This window comes from Bacillus sp. LK2, from assembly GCF_001043575.1.
In the GTDB taxonomy this organism is placed as follows: Bacteria; Bacillota; Bacilli; order Bacillales; family Bacillaceae_G; genus Bacillus_A; species Bacillus_A paramycoides.
Map to the genome: position 1 here is coordinate 1 of NZ_LDUK01000039.1, position 16,238 is coordinate 16,238.

Below are 16,238 nucleotides of genomic sequence, written 5' to 3' on the forward strand. Positions count from 1 at the left end.
TCTTCTTCTTCGTCCTCTTCTTCTTCTTCTTCGGCTTCGGCTGCTTCTTCGGCTTCGTCTTCCTCTTCTTCTTCGGCTGTAAAGATAACTTCTGTTTCATCAAGATATTGAATTTCAACCTCTACACCATTATGTGTGCCAGATTGAATCATTTCAGTTAGAGATTTTAGAACTTCCTGTATATCCTCATCCGAATTAACACTAAAACCATTCTCAACATCTAGTTTTATTTTTGCTCTTTTCACATCGGCCATTTACCTAACTCCTTCGATATAGATTTATATATACTATGTTGAAAGAATATGAAAAGCTTAATATATTTGCGGAATTTTCATTATTCGTTTTCCTTAGCGTTCTTTACTAATTTCGCTAGCCATGGACTTTTTGATGATTGATCGTGAGGAATAATTTTGACTTTTACTTTCGGCTTTTCTATTTCAGTTAAAATGACCTCATTTTGTTCCTGGTTTCGCCTTTCTAGCTCTATTACATTTTGAATCCCTTCATCATTTATTTCATCAATTTTTGTAGTTTTTGGCGGGATTTGCTTTTCTAACACTATTAATCCATTTTTGGGTAACTCTACTGCTAGCCATGGACTTTTTAATGGTTGATCGTGAGGAATAATTTTGACTTTTACTTTCGGCTTTTCTATTTCAGTTAAAACGACCTCATCTTGTTCCTGGTTTCGCTCTTCTATTTCAGTTAAAATGATCTCATTTTGTTCCTGGTTTTGCTCTTCTAGCTCTATTACATTTTGAATCCCTTCATCATTTATTTCATCAATTTTTGTAGTTTTTGGTGGGATTTGCTTTTCTAGCTCTATCAATCCATTTTTAGGTAACTCTACTAATTCTATTTCTTTAATAATCACTAAATTCTCTAGTACAGAAGATTCATTTAGTACAATATTTTTTTGTTGCTCATACTCGGACAATTCCCATCCCATTGGTCCTGGTGGAGAAAACACAAATTTCTCTAAATCTAAAATAGGAATCACTATCTCTTCCAGTTCTGGCTTCATTTTATTTCCCCCCACTATTGCTCTTGATTTCGTGGTAAATATCAGAAAAATTTTGTAAAAATTCTTCCTTAGAATCTTCAAGTGCAATGATATTTTGCAATGCCCAAATATACTTTTCATCAGACCAAGAACGCTTTTGTCCTAAATAGTATTTATGTGCAATTGAACAGAATAAGTGAGGAAACGATAAATCGGTCCAAAGAACACGAAATTGTTTTTCTGTTAAGGAATTTTCCGAGTTATAGGCACTTAACATATGAATTGCTAAATTAGTATCCCAAACTGACATTTTTTTCATTACTTTATTTAAAATAATACGTAGGTCTCTCACGGGTAAATCACTTGTAATAGAATGTAGCTCTTTCATAAACATAGCATCATCTATTTCTGCAAATCTTGCCAAAGTAAAATCCTGCTGACAAAAACTTTTAGATGCAATAACTTCTTTTGTCCATTGGTCATAATATGGCTCATTTATTTCTTGTAATGCTTTCTTACCACGTGCTAACATTTTATCGGCGTACTCTAAAAACATAGTTGAAAACAAATCATTTGGAAAAGAGAGTGCAATCCTTTTGTTTCCTTCTAATTCTTGTAATTTCCATCTGAATAATTTATGCCATTTTCCTAATCGACTCCGTATTTTACTTTCCTGCATCGGAATATACCCTTCCGATGCTTGATGAAATTTTCCTGCATATATTAGTACCTTCTCTAATTGTTCTTTATTATAATAAATGACTTCTTTCCCTTGATGTTTATCATATAGTACATACGCATACTCATCAGATCCAATACAAAATCCCCCTCTTTTTGTTTGGTGAATTTTTGTAATCGGTAATCCATTTTGAAGGAGATGTAAATGGGCTCCAGCAATAAATAGCATCCTTTTTGGGTGCATATGTGCTTGTTTTAATATTTTTAATCCTTCTTCTGTTTCAACTTCCCAAATCGTTCTCCCACTTCTGCTTGACTGGAGAATGATATTACTTACTTCAAATGGATAAAAGCTAAGTACCTTTTTTAAATGTTCGCTCTCTAATCCAGTTGTTTCTTCCAATTTTCATCAGCCCCCTCTTAAATTCTATAAAATTTCTCCATACACTTTCATTAGATCCATGGCAACTCGGTTCCAACTAAATTCTTTTTCAACTTTCGCACGTCCATATTTCCCCATCTGTTTTCTGTTATTTTCGCTATTCAATAGATTAATTATTTTTTCTGCATATGCATCAGGATTCTCAAAGTCACTGACAATATATCCATTTTTCCCTTCTTCAATTACCTCAGGGTTACCACCTCGGTTACTTGTAATAATTGGTAATCCCGCTGCCATTGCTTCGTAATGTACCCTAGCAAGAGGCTCTTGCCACTGTGAAGAACAGACAAAAATATCTGACATAGCGTAAAGTGTTGAAATATCCTTCGGCTTAACAAACTTAATAAAGACTACATTTTCTGGAAACATTGCGCCTAAGGTATATAAATGTTTTACATAATTATTTACATTGTCATCTCCAAACCATTTTGAACCAATAAAAACCATTACAATGTCTGGATTTTCCTCAATGATTTTAGGAAGAGCTTGTAGCAAAACATGAGGACCTTTTACTTTGCTCAAGCGTCCAACAAACAAAACCACTTTTTTATTTTGTAAATTTAACAGTTTTTGTACATGATTTTTAACTTTTGTACCATTCACGGTCCATGAAGGATAATATTCATTTACATCTACACCAGAATATACTGTTTTTGTCTTAGGTTTTGCGGTTTGAAAGCGCGAGGTTATTGTTTTTCCTATATAATCACTAACTGTTACAATTTTGGAAACAGCTGCAATACATGCTTCGCCCTCTTTATCACTTATCTTTTCATATGCAAACATTTCATTATGCACACTTAACACAAATTTGGTCTGTGGTGCCGCCTCACGTAAAGTCGTAATCCAATTGGGACGATTACATAAATGAACCACATCATACTTTTCCTGTTTCAAATGTTTAATAATATAAGGCAGATATTCCTCTTCTGGAAAACGTATATACCTTACACCACCATTTTTTTCTTCTGGTTTTAAATTAGGATCTGTTATAGAAATAACTGTCACATTTTTTCCATTTGAAGCAATAATGGAAGCAACAGAATCTATATAAATTTGAATAGCTCCACCTCGTACAGCTGGCACAGGTAGCTTTTCAGTAGATATTATCGCAATTTTCACTTAATCTCCCCCCTGTTTCATAAAAATGCAATCCTCTTCATATATTACGAAGAAACCCTTATGTTTGTGAGTTATCAATTATTTTTCATTCTTTATAATTAAATTTGGTAAACATTACTTTTTCTTCTTAAAGGCAAATGGCTAGAACAAAAATGGCCATATACCATACAGTAATAAGAGAGTATAAAAGGATGGTGACATATTTGGAGAATCACAATGAAGATGCGGTATATACATTATCACCCGAAGAGGAGCAAAAATTAGTAGTATTGGCAGAGACAATGATTAAACATTGGGATATTGATGCGACTACAATCGAATTAGTACAAGGTGGACAACTGGCCTTAGTCTGGAAAATTCATACTACAGATGGACCATTTTGCTTAAAGAGAATTCATCGCCCTGAAAAAAAAGCCTTATTTTCCATTCATGCTCAAGATTATCTCGCCAAAAAAGGCATGCGTGTTCCAAGCATAATTCCAAGCAAACTGAATCAGTTATATACAAAACACGGTCCATTTTTATTTGTTGTTTATGAGTGGATTGAAGGAAGACCGTTTGAGCTTACAATGCAAGAAGATCTTGAAATGATTATGAAAGGTCTAGCGGATTTTCATGTAGCTTCTATTGGCTACAAACCGCCACCAGGCATACCTATCTTTACAAAGCTGGGACGTTGGCCCAATCATTACATTAAAAGATTTCAGCAGATGGAAATTTGGAAAACTTTATCCACAACTATGCCGGATGACCCATTTTCACAATTGTACTTAGCTGAAATTGATGCTTTCATTTTAGAAGCAAAACATACACACCAAAGACTATTGGAATCTGAATATACAAAATGGACTGATGAATTACAAACATTCCCAAATTTATGTCATCAAGATTATGGAACAGGAAATTCCTTATTAGATCCAAGTAATCAAATTTGGGTAATTGACTTAGATACAGTTTCTTACGATCTCCCTATTCGAGACTTGCGTAAAATGATTATTCCTTTACTAGATACAACTGGTGTTTGGAATGAAAACCAATTTCAAATTATGATTAACGCATATGAGTCAGTTTCTCCTTTAACAGCAGAGCAGAAGAAAATTATGTTTATTGATATGCTATTTCCATACGAGTTATATGATGTAATTCGTGAAAAATACGTCAGAAAATCACCATTACTTGCTGACGAACTTGCTGGAGCTATGGAATATGAAAGGATAAAGTCAAAAGCTTTAAATATATTAATAGAGGAATTTTAACGAACTTCAGCCAGAATTCTCCTTCCTCCACGCGCAGCGTAGGTGGGAGATGAATGGCCCGACCTAACAAAAGTACTTCTGAGTGGTAAAGCATCGTAAAATTTGTTTATAATAGAGTTATTAGAACAAATATTCGGAGGTGACGGCATAATGAAATTGAACTCCAGGTTTGAAATCCATCCTACAGAAGAACAACAACATACATTAGAGAGATGGATTTCCATTTGTCGTCAGCAATATAACTCCGCTTTGCTAGATAAACAACGATATTATAAACAAAAAAGACTTAACACGGTATGAATTACAAGATCAGCAAAAACTTGATAAAAAGATATATCATTTCTTAAAAGAGGTTCCTTCGCAACCTCTTCAAGAAGTGTTTGCGCGCTTGGAAAAAGCCTATAAAAAGTTCTTTAAAAAGGATGCTAGCTATCCAAAAAGGAAAAGTTTTAAAGAATATCGTTCTATTACTCTTACTCAATTTGGTATGTTGAAATATAAAAAGAAGGATGGTTCGTTGTGTACAAGCCGTCGTATGTGTTCTCTCAGAAAAGGCGGTAAACTTCTTATCTCGAAATTAGGGGTCATTGATATCAAATGGCACCGTAAATTAGATGGCCGCGTTAAACAAGTTGTCATAAAGCATCAAGGGAACCGTTGGTTTGCGATTTTTTGTGTTGAAAAACACGTAAACCAAGGTTCTATTTGTGATGCAAATAAAATAACTGGTATTGATGTAGGCATCAAAAAATTTGCGATTCTATCTAATGGAGAAGAAATTCAAAATCCTACGTTCCTACGCAAAGAAGAGCGTAAATTAAAACGTGCGCAACGTAAACATTCAAAAATGAAAAAAAGTTCGAAGAACTGGTACAAGCAAGTAGCCAAAGTACAACAAATTCATACGAAGATAGCGAATCAACGTAAGGATTTCTTGCACAAACTAAGCTTCAGATTAACCAACAGCTAGGGTGTAATTTGTATAGAAGACCTAAAAATCAAAAATATGGTACGTAACCGTCACCTAGCAAAATCCATCCACAATGCAGCGATTAACATTGAAAAAGCCGGCTTAACGCAAATTGCGTATCAGCCAGCTTATTAAATGTACATAACATCTATATAACTGTAGGGCAAGGTCTTGTCCGAACAGTATAATCTACGCCTGTGGAGAGCGTGTAAGACCGGATCTCGTAAGGGATAGGCAATGCTTGTAGAATCCGGAAGCCCCCACTTCAAGCGGTGATAACCGGTAAGTGGTGGGTAGTTCACTAGAGACATTTAACTTACACAGGCTGTATAATTCCAAACAAATTATGTACAAACCAACTTTATTTTTGATGGAGTAGCTATTCCTGATTATGGAAGATATATTCAACAAAAATCCTTATGTGCCCTTGAAAGATTATGAGTATGAAATAAATAGCAATGCTTTTCCTTTTCACATGGCACAGCTCTATTTCGGAATACATGTCCCTCTGAAAAGGAGTTGGTAGAATAGCCCCTTCAATATAGTATGTTTAACAATTCCTTATGTGCAAATAAAAAGAGCATCCACAATTGTTGGATGCTCTTATATATAAAGTGGCTTCCCCCACACTCCAGTATATGCTTGTCATTCTCAAAAAGTGTAAACAAAAAGACACCTTATTCAGGCGCCTTCTCAAAATATAAGGGGAAGCTCTAACGTACAGATTAACACTTCCCGATGTCACTGCTATTATATGCTTGATACATTTTCGATTTAATTTTGCTATATAATATAATTAATAATCATTCGTTACCCTATTGTCTTTTACATTTTAACGAGAAAACTATTCTACATCACCAATTGCTTGAATAGACTCAAGTCTAACATTAATTTTGTTCGGAAAACCTATAATATTACCAGTTGAATTATTTGCTACTTCTACATTTGGTCCAATAACAGTAACTAAATTTCGACTCACATTCATTATAAAACCTTTAATATGAATTCCTTCTAAAAACAATACAGTACGTAAATGAAGCAACTGATAAGCATATAAAAGTTCTCTAATCTCATTTGTTAATTCTGCAAAATTATTACTAGAACTATTCACTACTGAATGAGAAGAAGCAGCTCCCTTTAATTCTAAAGAGGTGTTAGAGGACATTTTTGATTCTAATAAAACATCAGAAGATTTTTCCGATTCTAATAAAGCATCAGAAGATTTTTCTGATTCTAATAAAGTATCATAATTCCTTCCTGATTTAAATGGAGCGATAAGAGGAATCGGATTTATATCAAACAATCTAAATTTACGTTTACCATTATCAGAATTAAAACAAAACTGACACACCTATACCCCTCCTATAATAAGTATGTATTATATAGTAAACACATTATACAAAAATGTACTGGGTATTTATAATACCCAGTACATTTTTAATTTATTATGCTCCTCGATCATCACTTACCGCTAAAATGCTACTAATCATAACACTAATTTGGTTTGGATTTTCAAGGGTTCCACCATTTGCATTACTTTCTACTTCAACGCCTTTACGAAGAGTAACGAAATCTGTTCCAATTTGTGTAATAAAGCCTTCTACGTGAAATGATGGTAAAAATAATACAACTCTCGCCCCTACCAATTGAAATGCTTGCAACAGAGCTAGAATTTCAGTACTATCCATTCTCTAACACCTTCCTTACTTCTAATTTTGACACCTAACAATGTAATTCTATTAAATTAACTTATTATTAGTTATCAAAATAGAATATGTTCGAGCATAAGAATTGAAATAGACAAGTTGGCAAATTTTTTCAATAATACATTATTAATATATAACATTTAGAGGATGATACATAAAAAGATCCTTATTAAACAAATTTCATAATTAAATAAAAAATCCACACTTAACTAGACTCATATACTCACACCATCCTTTCTGACGAGCATAAGATGTACTAACGAACGAAAGGGGGTAATATTATGGGTTTTGGTGGAGGTTGTGATTTCGACAGATGTGATGATCGGAGAGATCATCACAGAGATCATCACAGAAAAGAAGAAAATCATAGACATGAGAATAATAATCCAGAATTATTACAATTCTTAAGAACATTAACTCCTGGTACTTGTATTGTTATTCAATATGATCGTCAACCGCCTACAAGTGCAACATTCCAAGGTTTTCAAGGAAACAACGTCATTATTTTATCTGACTTTGATTGTTTCCCAGGATTAGCACGTATTGCGGTTAATAGAATTAACGTAATCTCTATAAATTCACCTGATTGTGATCGTTTCTGTTGCAAACGTCGCAGACATTGCAGAGAATGTGATGAGCATGAGCATGAGCATAAACATGAACGCGAACATGATCGTAGAGATGATTTTTAAAAATTAATTAATAGAAAAATCTTTCCTTTAATTTATAGGTCAACTTGCAAGAAAAACACCTATTAAAAAATAGGTGTTTTTCTTTTCTAAATTTCACTTAACTGAACATAAATAACAAACCATTTTATATATCGGACATATACTATTGTAAGGTCGGCATCCAAATGACCCAAATAAATACCCATGCCAAGAAATAAAACTACAAAGTATTTCTTGGCACCTTCTACATAAAATATTAACAACAATAAATTTAATAAAAAAAGAGCACCCATGGCAGTGGGTGCTCTTTTTTTGATAAGGAGTTTTAACTGTGTATCAAAATAGAATAGAAATGGTTGAACTCGTCCTACATTTTAATATATGCTTGTTCTTCCCGGAAGGTGAAAAACAAAAAGGACACCTTAATTAGGTGTCCTTTCGGGATGTAAGGGGTAACTACATGTTAGAAAAGCCTTTCTGTATCATTGTATGATTATCAATTCTCGTTATAACTAAAATAGGTTTTAAATACATTTATTGTGTAAACTTTCAGGAGCGAATTTCACTGCGACTGCGCTAACCTATCGTTTGAAGTCCCTAGATTTCTTTGGATTATACATATGAACTTTTTCATTTATAGTTGTTGCTCTTGGTCTGCCATGTGCGACAGGTTCAGTTAGTATTGTGAATTTAATCATTAAGACTAATAACCTCACTTTCTTCTAAAAGGATTATTTTATTAGGCTTTCAAACAACCTTCATTTTTAATTTTTCAAATCCAGTTGAACATCTAGACTCATAAACCATATGTCAATTTAAATACTTCCTAAAAAAGTAGGTGAAAGTAATGCCATCTGTTATTGGAAATCTGGTTGTACAAAATAGTAACGGTTCTTTCAACTTAGGTGATTTTTATAACGTTTCTCCAAAAGAAAATACAAAAGCTTATAATGGCTCAGGTGCATCAAATGTTGCTTTTATTGCCAATACCTTTAGCGGTGTTAGTGCAACAAACACATTCGATTCTGATGTTGCAGACCAAAGCCAAGTTGGAACAGCTTAAAATTATTCATCCTTTTCACTTCTGAATAAAATTCCAAATCCTGTCCTTACTTTAGATAAGCCACGATAGCTTGAATCCATTTTTGTGAGTACTTACTCTATGACCCTCTCCTTGAGGCCGAGCAGTTAGCTTTTACTAACTGCTCTTTAATTGGTAACATTACAGATTGTAACAATAATGATTATGTCTTATGATATAAAGGCTCAAATAAATCGAGCTATTATACCCATTCCCCTAGGAAACTAGGGTTTTGGTTTACTTGAACTACTTACCATACTGTGTGGAATAGAAAAATACAAGGGTTACATAGTACACCACAAGTCACACTGGAATATATTGAAATAAACAAAGAAAAAAAGATGCTATATTAGACAACTTTTATCTTTAAATAAAAAATCCACACTTAACTAGACTCATATACGCACACCATCCTTTCTAGACGAGCATAAGATGTACTAACGAACGAAAGGGGGTAATATTATGGGTTTTGGTTTTGGTGGAGGTTGTGATTTCGATAGATGTCATCATCGAAGAGAAGATCATCGAAGAGAAGATCATCGAAAAGAAGAGCATCGAAGAGAAGAGCATAATCCCGAGTTACGACAATTTTTAAGAACATTAACTCCCGGCACTTGCATTGTTATTCAATTTGATTCTCAACGACCTACAAGTGCAACATTCCAAGGTTTTCAAGGAAACGACGTAATTATTCTATCTGACTTTGATTGTTTCCCAGGATTAGCACGTATTGCGATTAGAAAAATTAACGTAGTCTCTATAAATTCACCTGATTGTGATCGTTTCTGTTGCAAACGTCGTAGACATTGCAGAGAATGTGATGAGCATAAACATGAACGCGAACATGATCGTAGAGATGATTTTTAAAAATTTATTAAAAGAAAAACCTTTCCTTTAATTTATAAGACAATTTGCAAGAAAAACACCTATTAAAAAATAGGTGTTTTTCTTTTCTAAATGTTACCCAACTGAACATAAATAACAAACCATTTCATATAGCAGACATATACTATTGAAAAGTCGGCATCCAAAAGACCCAAATAAATACCCATGCCAAGAAATAAAACTACACAGTATTTCTTGTCACCTTCTACATAAAATATTAACAACAATAAATTTATTAAAAATATACAAGCCAATTACCAAATCATTCATATTCTATAATTAAGGATTAATAGATCCTATACCACCAACCCATAAAGTTACCTACGTACATTTAAATGTACAAATGTACAAACCTAATTAAAAATCTACACATATAATGTACCCTACCTTTCTATTATCTTATTAAAGGAATTTATTTTTATATAAATTCCTTCTTTTTTAAGCATTTAAATACTTAATTTAATCTACATAACATAATCAATCCCAAAATAATTAATACAATAATCCTTAAAAAAAATAAGATAAGAGCCCTCTCCTCTTATCTTTTACTGGTATTTATTTAAAATACTATTAAACTACTCGTCGGACACTAATAACATCTAGACTTGTCACATTAATATTCGCACCAGCATCAACCCAAATAAGAAATCCATCCTCTACACGAATAAAGACCCCTGTTCCATTGATCTGATCTCCAGCGGAAAAAACATTAATTCTGTCGCCTTCTCGTAAACCATCTAATCTTCTTCGTCCTTCAAAATTACCCACTTCTCTCACCTCCTCACATTCACATTATTTAAAATACTATTAAACTACTCGTCGGACACTAATAACATCTAGACTTGTCACATTAATGTTCGCACCAGCATCAACCCAAATAAGAAATCCATCCTCTATACGAATAAAGACCCCTGTTCCATCAATCTGATCTCCACCGGAAAAAACATTAATTCTGTCGCCTTCTCGTAAACCATCTAATCTTCTCCGTCCTTCAAAATTACCCACTTTTCTCACCTCCTCACATTCTCTTCTTTTTCTTCGGTTTCTATTACGTTCATCACATTCACATTATTTAAAATACTATTAACGTACTCGTCGGACACTAATAACATCTAGGCTTGTCACGTTAATGTTCGCACCAGCATCAACCCAAATAAGAAATCCATCCTCTACACGAATAAAGACCCCTGTTCCATCAATCTGATCTCCACCGGAAAAAACATTAATTTTGTCGCCTTCTCGTATACCATCTAATCTTCTTCGTCTTTCAAAATTACCCACTTCTCTTACCTCCTCACATTCTCTTCTTCTTCTTCTTCGGTTTCTATTACACTCATCACATTCACATCTACGTTCAAAAGACATTTAACATAACCCCTTTTTCCTAAAAATTTATTTACACCATATTTTATGAAAAAAGTAAATTAATTGATTAGACTTTTTTCCTCTATCAAACATCCAATTAACTAATTTATAAAAAAATTACTAATTTTAACAATTGTACAAGCCATTTTTTATTACTTACATAGATTAACAATGAGATGATAATCATCTTACTATACTCCAAAACCCTAAATTACCTATTCGGTAACTATCTTTTAAAAATAGAAAAAGGGACAGTTTTTCAACTGTCCTTTTTTCTTATTTGTAAATATCTATTTTAAAAATTAAACACCCCTTACTAATAAATACATATATTATATAGTGCTCTAACACACTACTAAAAAACACTCCACTAACAAAAAAAGAACTTATTTTCTATCTGTCAAGAATTTAAGTTCTTTTTTAATCATTTAATATCCTATTATTTTTATAATAAGATATAATTTTCTTTCCTTGATTCTTCTCCTCTTCGATGGGCTAATTGGTATCCTAGTGGATTCCGAAGATGTTTTTTCTTTTTACGCTTCATCTCATTAATCTCTTGTTTAATCCACCCACGTAAAGATCTAGAAACTTTTTGATCAGTTGCTAATTGTCTTAATTTGGTACTTCTCCCTGCTCTTCCTGCATTTTTAACTACGGCTTTGGCAGCTTTAACTCTACCTCCACCAACCATACCTAAGGTTCCAGCTATTAAGATTTGTTTTCTACTCGCACCAGACTTATAAGCTTTATACGCATACTTATCAGGGTTTATTAAGTTAATTTAATCAAACTTTATTCCAAGGCTACAAATATATCAAAGACTGTTTTCTTCTCATAGCGATGAGACTTTCGCCCATTTTTATGCAAGAGATTGAACAAACGAAGGAAGATTTTTGATAGTTCTTGGGCATTTTGTTGTAGAGATTGAAATATAAATAGTAATCCTTAATGATTTAGATTGCTTTATATTCACTTAGTTCTCGCTTCTTTTTGTTGAGGAGTAATTGGCGCATTTTGTACACAGTAGAAGAATAAAATTGTTGGTGAAGTAAATGTGCTAAAAGTTGTTGTAAAAACTGAACAGCCTGAGAATTAAAGCATTGATTGAGTCCTTCTGGGCTCATAGAAATGCCTGTGTTAGCTTCTGATCAACTACATAATTGTGTCAATGAAGTATGAACTATGTTTTGACTTAACCAAATACATAGGGCCACTAAGTCTTGTGCGCGGTATTTATTTTTTCGTTTCACAAATCCTGTATTTCTAGCTAATTGCTCTAAAACATCAGGTGGCATATATCGTTGCAATTCTTTAGAAAACAATTCTAACTCATCAAAAGCTGATAATTAGTAATAATTAATGGTCCAATAATCCCACTTATGTAAGCAAAAAATTACTTCAGATCTACTGGAGAAATTTTTAAAGATTTTATGCTACACAGAAAACACCCTTTCAATCTAAAATTATTTTCTAAGATTATCACCCTTAGTTTAACAGTAGCTTTTATCAACAAACGGATGCATTAGTAAATAGGATATGTGGATTAAATACCCTCTACAATTGATGGACATGGTATGTAAATATTTTCTTACTATTGGAGGGATTTCCTAGTGGTTGATAACATACAACAACTTATTCAAGAACATAGACAATTTTTCCATCATGATCATACAAAAGGTCTTCAATTTCGGCTTGAACAGTTAGAAAAGTTAAAAAATTCTATTCGAAAATATGAAAATCAAGTGCTGAGCGCATTATATCAAGATTTACACAAAAGCGAGTTTGAAGCATACGCTGCAGAAGTTGGTTTCGCATTTAACAGTATCAATTTTATAATGAAATACCTAAAACAATGGATGAAACCTCAAAAAGTAAAAACACCTATTCATTTTGCCCCATCCAAAAGCTACATAATAAAAGAGCCATATGGTACCGTGCTAATTATTGGACCTTTTAATTATCCATTCCAATCATTAATTGAACCTCTCATTGGGGCAATTGCGGCAGGAAATTGTGTAGTTCTCAAGCCTTCAGAAAATGCACCAAATGTTTCAGCTGTAATTAACAAAATAATAAGTGAAACGTTTGATAAGCAATACATTCGTGTAATTGAAGGAGGCAGGGAAACAACTTCTTTATTGATTCATGCACCATTTGACCATATCTTTTTTACTGGTAGCGTTCAAGTTGGAAAAATTGTCATGGAAGCTGCGGCGAAAAATCTTGTACCAGTAACATTAGAACTTGGTGGAAAAGGACCAGCTATTGTCGATGAAACTGCTAACCTCGATATAGCAGCCAAGCGCATTATCTGGGGAAAATTCATAAATGCTGGGCAATCCTGTATTGCACCTGATTATGTTATTGTACACAAATCTGTCAAGGTAAAACTGATTTCGAAAATGAAAAAAATCATTACAAACTTTTATGGATCAGATGTATTTAAAAGCAATGATTACGGTCGAATTGTTAATGAGAGACAATTCGATAGACTTACTTCTATATTAGGGCAAGACAAAAATTATATAGTATTTGGTGGAAATTCATCTAGAAGCCATTTATATATTGAACCAACACTTCTTGAAGTAAAATCATGGGATGATGCAGCTATGAAAGAAGAAATTTTCGGACCGATTTTACCAATTATGGATTACAATGATTTAGATGAAGTCATTCATACGGTTAACAACCATCCCAAACCGTTAGCTTTGTATGTGTTTACTGAAAATAAAAATGTTGAAAAGCAGGTATTAGGACGAATTTCTTTTGGAGGAGGATGCGTCAACGATACAATGTCGCATATGGCTAATCTCCACTTACCTTTTGGTGGAGTAGGAAATGCAGGATTCGGCGCCTATCATGGGAAACATAGTTTTGATGCTTTTACACATCGTAAAAGCATTTTAAAGAAAAGCTCAAGGATAGATTTAGGGTTTGTATTTCCACCGTATAGGAACAAAATTAAAATTTTGCGAAAGATTTTTAAGTAATACGATTTGTTAAACATTAATGTTGATTAGATTATTTCGGTTAATCTTTTTTATAAATGGTTACACTTTTTTCAAAACGGTGCGACTTTGTTTTAAATCTACAGGGGATTCCTAAGTACGGAAACCTAACGGTTTCTAATTGATTAGGCTATCCCCGTAGTTCCTAGGGTTAGAAGACGGATTGCTGCATTTCGATCTCTATCGTGATGTGCGCCACAAGAAGGGCAATCCCACTCACGAATTGTTAGATTTTTAACGTCTGTGTTTTTGTATTCGCAATTGAAATATAATTGACTAGGAGCAAATGTTTTAAAGAGTAAGTTTTAATCAATCTTTTTTTAAAACGTGCTCTTCATACTTGTTTTTACATCAATGTTAAAAAGGAATTATGGTGATGCCGCATGTTGAATTGCTGAGTCCTAACTCTCATGTTGCAAAAGTTCTTTGAAGATGAGAGGGATTTTCATGGTCATGGAAACGGGGAATAAAAAGCGTAGTATCGATTATAAGGAAAGAATTATATCTATTTATAAATATAAAAGGAAATTAAATTCTTAACAGATAGAAAATACGGCCTTTTTTTGTTAGTGGAGTGTTTTTTAGTAGTGTGTTGGAGCTCTATATAATATATGTATTTATTAGTAAGATGTATTTGATTTTTAATATATACATTTGCAAATAATAAAAAAAGGACAGTTAAAAAACTGCCCTTTTTTCTATCTTTTAAAGATAGTTTCCGAACGGGTAATTTAGGGTTTTGGGGTATGGTAAGATGATTATCATCTCATTGTTAATCTATGTAAGTAATAAAAAATGGCTTGTACAATTGCTGAAATTAATAATTTTTTTTTATAAATTAGTTAATTGGACATTTGATAGAGGAAGGAAATCTAACCAATCCATTAATTTCTTTCATATAAGTTAAGTAAAATTTAGAAAAGAAAAACACCTATTTTTTAATAGGTGTTTTTCTTGCAAATTGGCTTATAAATTAAAGGAAAGGTTTTTCTGTTAATTAATTTTTAAAAATCATCTCTGCGATCATGTTCGCGTTCATGTTTATGCTCATCACATTCTCTGCAATGTCTACGACGTTTGCAACAGAAACGATCACAATCAGGTGAGTTTATAGAGATTACGTTAATTTTGTTAATCGCAATACGTGCTAATCCTGGGAAACAATCAAAGTCAGATAGAATAATTACGTTGTTTCCTTGAAAACCTTGAAATGTTGCACTTGTAGGTCGTTGAGAATCAAATTGAATAACAATACAAGTACCAGGAGTTAATGTTCTTAAGAATTGTAATAATTCTGGATTTTCATTCTCCTGTCTTTTATTTTCTTCTTTTCCGTGATGATCTCTGTGATGATCTCTCCGATCATCACATCTGTTGAAATCACAACCTCCACCAAAACCTCCACCAAAACCAAAACCCATAATATTACCCCCTTTCGTTCGTTAGTACATCTTATGCTCGTCTAGAAAGGATGGTGTGCGTATATGAGTCTAGTTAAGTGTGGATTTTTATTTAAAAATAAAAGTTGTGGGTTCTGGTGCACAAAACCTATAAAACTTGGACATACTGATATTACTACTCTAGAAAAAGGTGTGTGATCAGTATGAAAAAGGAAAGTTTGTTCAAACGAAAGCGTTATCAACCTGAACAAATGTACCATGATTCATCTGACTCTCCCTTCTATATAATTAACGTTTGAAAACGTAAAATGTATACAAACTTTGTAAAAAAAAATCAAAATAAAGTACATCAATGTATGATGTACAATACATATTTTCTATATAATTACATTTAACATAACACCACTTAGCGGAAGTCAATCTATCTAGAAGCATAGAAGAGTTACTTCAAATCTTCTGAAGAGAATATTCGTTCACATAATCACCGTTATCAGTAGTTAGTCTGCCTAATTATAAAGGAGAATAAGCTCCTTTATTTTCTTTAAGCATATCATGTAAAAGAATATGAAATATTTATAAAAAGTAGGTGACAACATGACATTCGATTCTCACCGTATTATAGGCTTCCCTGGAATGGGTATGGGTGGT

General features: G+C 33.0%; 16 protein-coding genes and 4 pseudogenes. 7 read left to right on the forward strand and 13 right to left on the reverse strand.

What is annotated here, in order from left to right; genetic code table 11:
• The 4 genes and pseudogenes from VK90_RS20390 to VK90_RS20405 all read right to left on the reverse strand — a co-directional run.
• A pseudogene (locus tag VK90_RS20390) lies at nt 1-254 on the reverse strand (AAA family ATPase); the annotation flags it as partial.
• A gap of 80 nt (nt 255-334) precedes the next feature.
• Nucleotides 335-1,024, reverse strand: a complete 690-nt coding sequence (locus VK90_RS20395; RefSeq protein ID WP_048374825.1) for a hypothetical protein — start codon at nt 1,022-1,024, stop codon at nt 335-337.
• Between the two features lies 1 nt (nt 1,025).
• A complete protein-coding gene (cotS, locus tag VK90_RS20400) occupies nt 1,026-2,084 on the reverse strand; it encodes a spore coat putative kinase CotS (protein WP_048374826.1) in 1,059 nt (352 codons plus the stop codon).
• A 24-nt stretch (nt 2,085-2,108) separates the two neighbouring features.
• Nucleotides 2,109-3,245 carry a glycosyltransferase family 4 protein gene (locus VK90_RS20405; RefSeq protein WP_048374827.1) on the reverse strand — a complete coding sequence of 379 codons (1,137 nt, stop codon included), beginning with the start codon at nt 3,243-3,245 and terminating at the stop codon, nt 2,109-2,111.
• A gap of 152 nt (nt 3,246-3,397) precedes the next feature.
• Between VK90_RS20405 and VK90_RS20410 the strand changes: the two genes are divergently transcribed.
• The 3 genes from VK90_RS20410 to VK90_RS20415 all read left to right on the forward strand — a co-directional run bounded on the left by VK90_RS20410 (nt 3,398) and on the right by VK90_RS20415 (nt 5,471).
• Nucleotides 3,398-4,501, forward strand: a complete 1,104-nt coding sequence (locus VK90_RS20410) for a CotS family spore coat protein (protein WP_048374828.1) — start codon at nt 3,398-3,400, stop codon at nt 4,499-4,501.
• 150 nt (nt 4,502-4,651) lie between these two features.
• Entirely contained in the window at nt 4,652-4,801 is a 150-nt protein-coding gene (locus VK90_RS30830; RefSeq protein WP_231595916.1) for a helix-turn-helix domain-containing protein, read from the forward strand.
• A gap of 31 nt (nt 4,802-4,832) precedes the next feature.
• Nucleotides 4,833-5,471, forward strand: coding sequence for an RNA-guided endonuclease InsQ/TnpB family protein (locus tag VK90_RS20415; protein WP_231595917.1), 639 nt, complete (start codon nt 4,833-4,835; stop codon nt 5,469-5,471).
• Nucleotides 5,472-6,315: 844 nt separating this feature from the next.
• On the opposite strand, the gene VK90_RS20420 is transcribed toward VK90_RS20415, so the two are convergent.
• Both VK90_RS20420 and VK90_RS20425 read right to left on the reverse strand, forming a co-directional pair.
• Nucleotides 6,316-6,822 (reverse strand): hypothetical protein, encoded by a 507-nt coding sequence (locus tag VK90_RS20420; protein ID WP_048374829.1) that lies wholly within the window; start codon nt 6,820-6,822, stop codon nt 6,316-6,318.
• A 94-nt stretch (nt 6,823-6,916) separates the two neighbouring features.
• A complete protein-coding gene (locus tag VK90_RS20425) occupies nt 6,917-7,159 on the reverse strand; it encodes a hypothetical protein (protein ID WP_048374830.1) in 243 nt (80 codons plus the stop codon).
• Nucleotides 7,160-7,458: 299 nt separating this feature from the next.
• On the opposite strand from VK90_RS20425, the gene VK90_RS20430 reads away from it, so the two are divergent.
• From VK90_RS20430 to VK90_RS20445, 3 genes are all read left to right on the forward strand, one after another.
• A complete protein-coding gene (locus VK90_RS20430) occupies nt 7,459-7,869 on the forward strand; it encodes a hypothetical protein (RefSeq protein WP_048374832.1) in 411 nt (136 codons plus the stop codon).
• Between the two features lie 826 nt (nt 7,870-8,695).
• Nucleotides 8,696-8,911 carry a spore germination protein gene (locus tag VK90_RS20440; RefSeq protein ID WP_048374833.1) on the forward strand — a complete coding sequence of 72 codons (216 nt, stop codon included), beginning with the start codon at nt 8,696-8,698 and terminating at the stop codon, nt 8,909-8,911.
• A 480-nt stretch (nt 8,912-9,391) separates the two neighbouring features.
• Nucleotides 9,392-9,796, forward strand: a complete 405-nt coding sequence (locus VK90_RS20445; RefSeq protein WP_048374835.1) for a hypothetical protein — start codon at nt 9,392-9,394, stop codon at nt 9,794-9,796.
• 588 nt (nt 9,797-10,384) lie between these two features.
• Here the strand turns inward: VK90_RS20445 and VK90_RS20450 are convergent.
• The 5 genes and pseudogenes from VK90_RS20450 to VK90_RS31455 all read right to left on the reverse strand — a co-directional run.
• Nucleotides 10,385-10,582 carry a hypothetical protein gene (locus tag VK90_RS20450; protein WP_025150377.1) on the reverse strand — a complete coding sequence of 66 codons (198 nt, stop codon included), beginning with the start codon at nt 10,580-10,582 and terminating at the stop codon, nt 10,385-10,387.
• 39 nt (nt 10,583-10,621) lie between these two features.
• Nucleotides 10,622-10,882: pseudogene (locus tag VK90_RS20455) on the reverse strand (hypothetical protein); the annotation flags it as partial.
• A gap of 15 nt (nt 10,883-10,897) precedes the next feature.
• Nucleotides 10,898-11,179 carry a hypothetical protein gene (locus VK90_RS20460; RefSeq protein WP_082147994.1) on the reverse strand — a complete coding sequence of 94 codons (282 nt, stop codon included), beginning with the start codon at nt 11,177-11,179 and terminating at the stop codon, nt 10,898-10,900.
• A 445-nt stretch (nt 11,180-11,624) separates the two neighbouring features.
• Nucleotides 11,625-11,873, reverse strand: coding sequence for a polymorphic toxin type 8 domain-containing protein (locus tag VK90_RS20465; RefSeq protein WP_053081446.1), 249 nt, complete (start codon nt 11,871-11,873; stop codon nt 11,625-11,627).
• Between the two features lie 101 nt (nt 11,874-11,974).
• A pseudogene (locus tag VK90_RS31455) lies at nt 11,975-12,249 on the reverse strand (IS4 family transposase); the annotation flags it as partial.
• 543 nt (nt 12,250-12,792) lie between these two features.
• Between VK90_RS31455 and VK90_RS20470 the strand changes: the two are divergent.
• Nucleotides 12,793-14,172: an aldehyde dehydrogenase gene (locus tag VK90_RS20470; RefSeq protein WP_048374841.1), complete on the forward strand. Its 1,380-nt coding sequence runs from the start codon at nt 12,793-12,795 to the stop codon at nt 14,170-14,172.
• 143 nt (nt 14,173-14,315) lie between these two features.
• Here VK90_RS20470 and VK90_RS29105 read toward each other — a convergent pair.
• Both VK90_RS29105 and VK90_RS20475 read right to left on the reverse strand, forming a co-directional pair.
• A pseudogene (locus VK90_RS29105) lies at nt 14,316-14,492 on the reverse strand (zinc ribbon domain-containing protein); the annotation flags it as partial.
• Between the two features lie 702 nt (nt 14,493-15,194).
• Nucleotides 15,195-15,611 carry a hypothetical protein gene (locus VK90_RS20475; RefSeq protein WP_048374842.1) on the reverse strand — a complete coding sequence of 139 codons (417 nt, stop codon included), beginning with the start codon at nt 15,609-15,611 and terminating at the stop codon, nt 15,195-15,197.
• Nucleotides 15,612-16,238: the final 627 nt, after the last annotated feature.

Bases quoted from the DNA above. Each gene is read 5' to 3' on its own strand.
- VK90_RS20445 (WP_048374835.1), top strand. From the start codon at position 9,392: ATGGGTTTTGGTTTTGGTGGAGGTTGTGATTTCGATAGATGTCATCAT.
- VK90_RS20395 (WP_048374825.1), bottom strand. From the start codon at position 1,024: ATGAAGCCAGAACTGGAAGAGATAGTGATTCCTATTTTAGATTTAGAG.
- VK90_RS20440 (WP_048374833.1), top strand. From the start codon at position 8,696: ATGCCATCTGTTATTGGAAATCTGGTTGTACAAAATAGTAACGGTTCT.
- VK90_RS20465 (WP_053081446.1), bottom strand. From the start codon at position 11,873: ATGGTTGGTGGAGGTAGAGTTAAAGCTGCCAAAGCCGTAGTTAAAAAT.
- VK90_RS20430 (WP_048374832.1), top strand. From the start codon at position 7,459: ATGGGTTTTGGTGGAGGTTGTGATTTCGACAGATGTGATGATCGGAGA.
- VK90_RS20425 (WP_048374830.1), bottom strand. From the start codon at position 7,159: ATGGATAGTACTGAAATTCTAGCTCTGTTGCAAGCATTTCAATTGGTA.
- VK90_RS20475 (WP_048374842.1), bottom strand. From the start codon at position 15,611: ATGGGTTTTGGTTTTGGTGGAGGTTTTGGTGGAGGTTGTGATTTCAAC.
- VK90_RS20460 (WP_082147994.1), bottom strand. From the start codon at position 11,179: ATGTCTTTTGAACGTAGATGTGAATGTGATGAGTGTAATAGAAACCGA.
- VK90_RS20410 (WP_048374828.1), top strand. From the start codon at position 3,398: ATGGCCATATACCATACAGTAATAAGAGAGTATAAAAGGATGGTGACA.
- VK90_RS30830 (WP_231595916.1), top strand. From the start codon at position 4,652: ATGAAATTGAACTCCAGGTTTGAAATCCATCCTACAGAAGAACAACAA.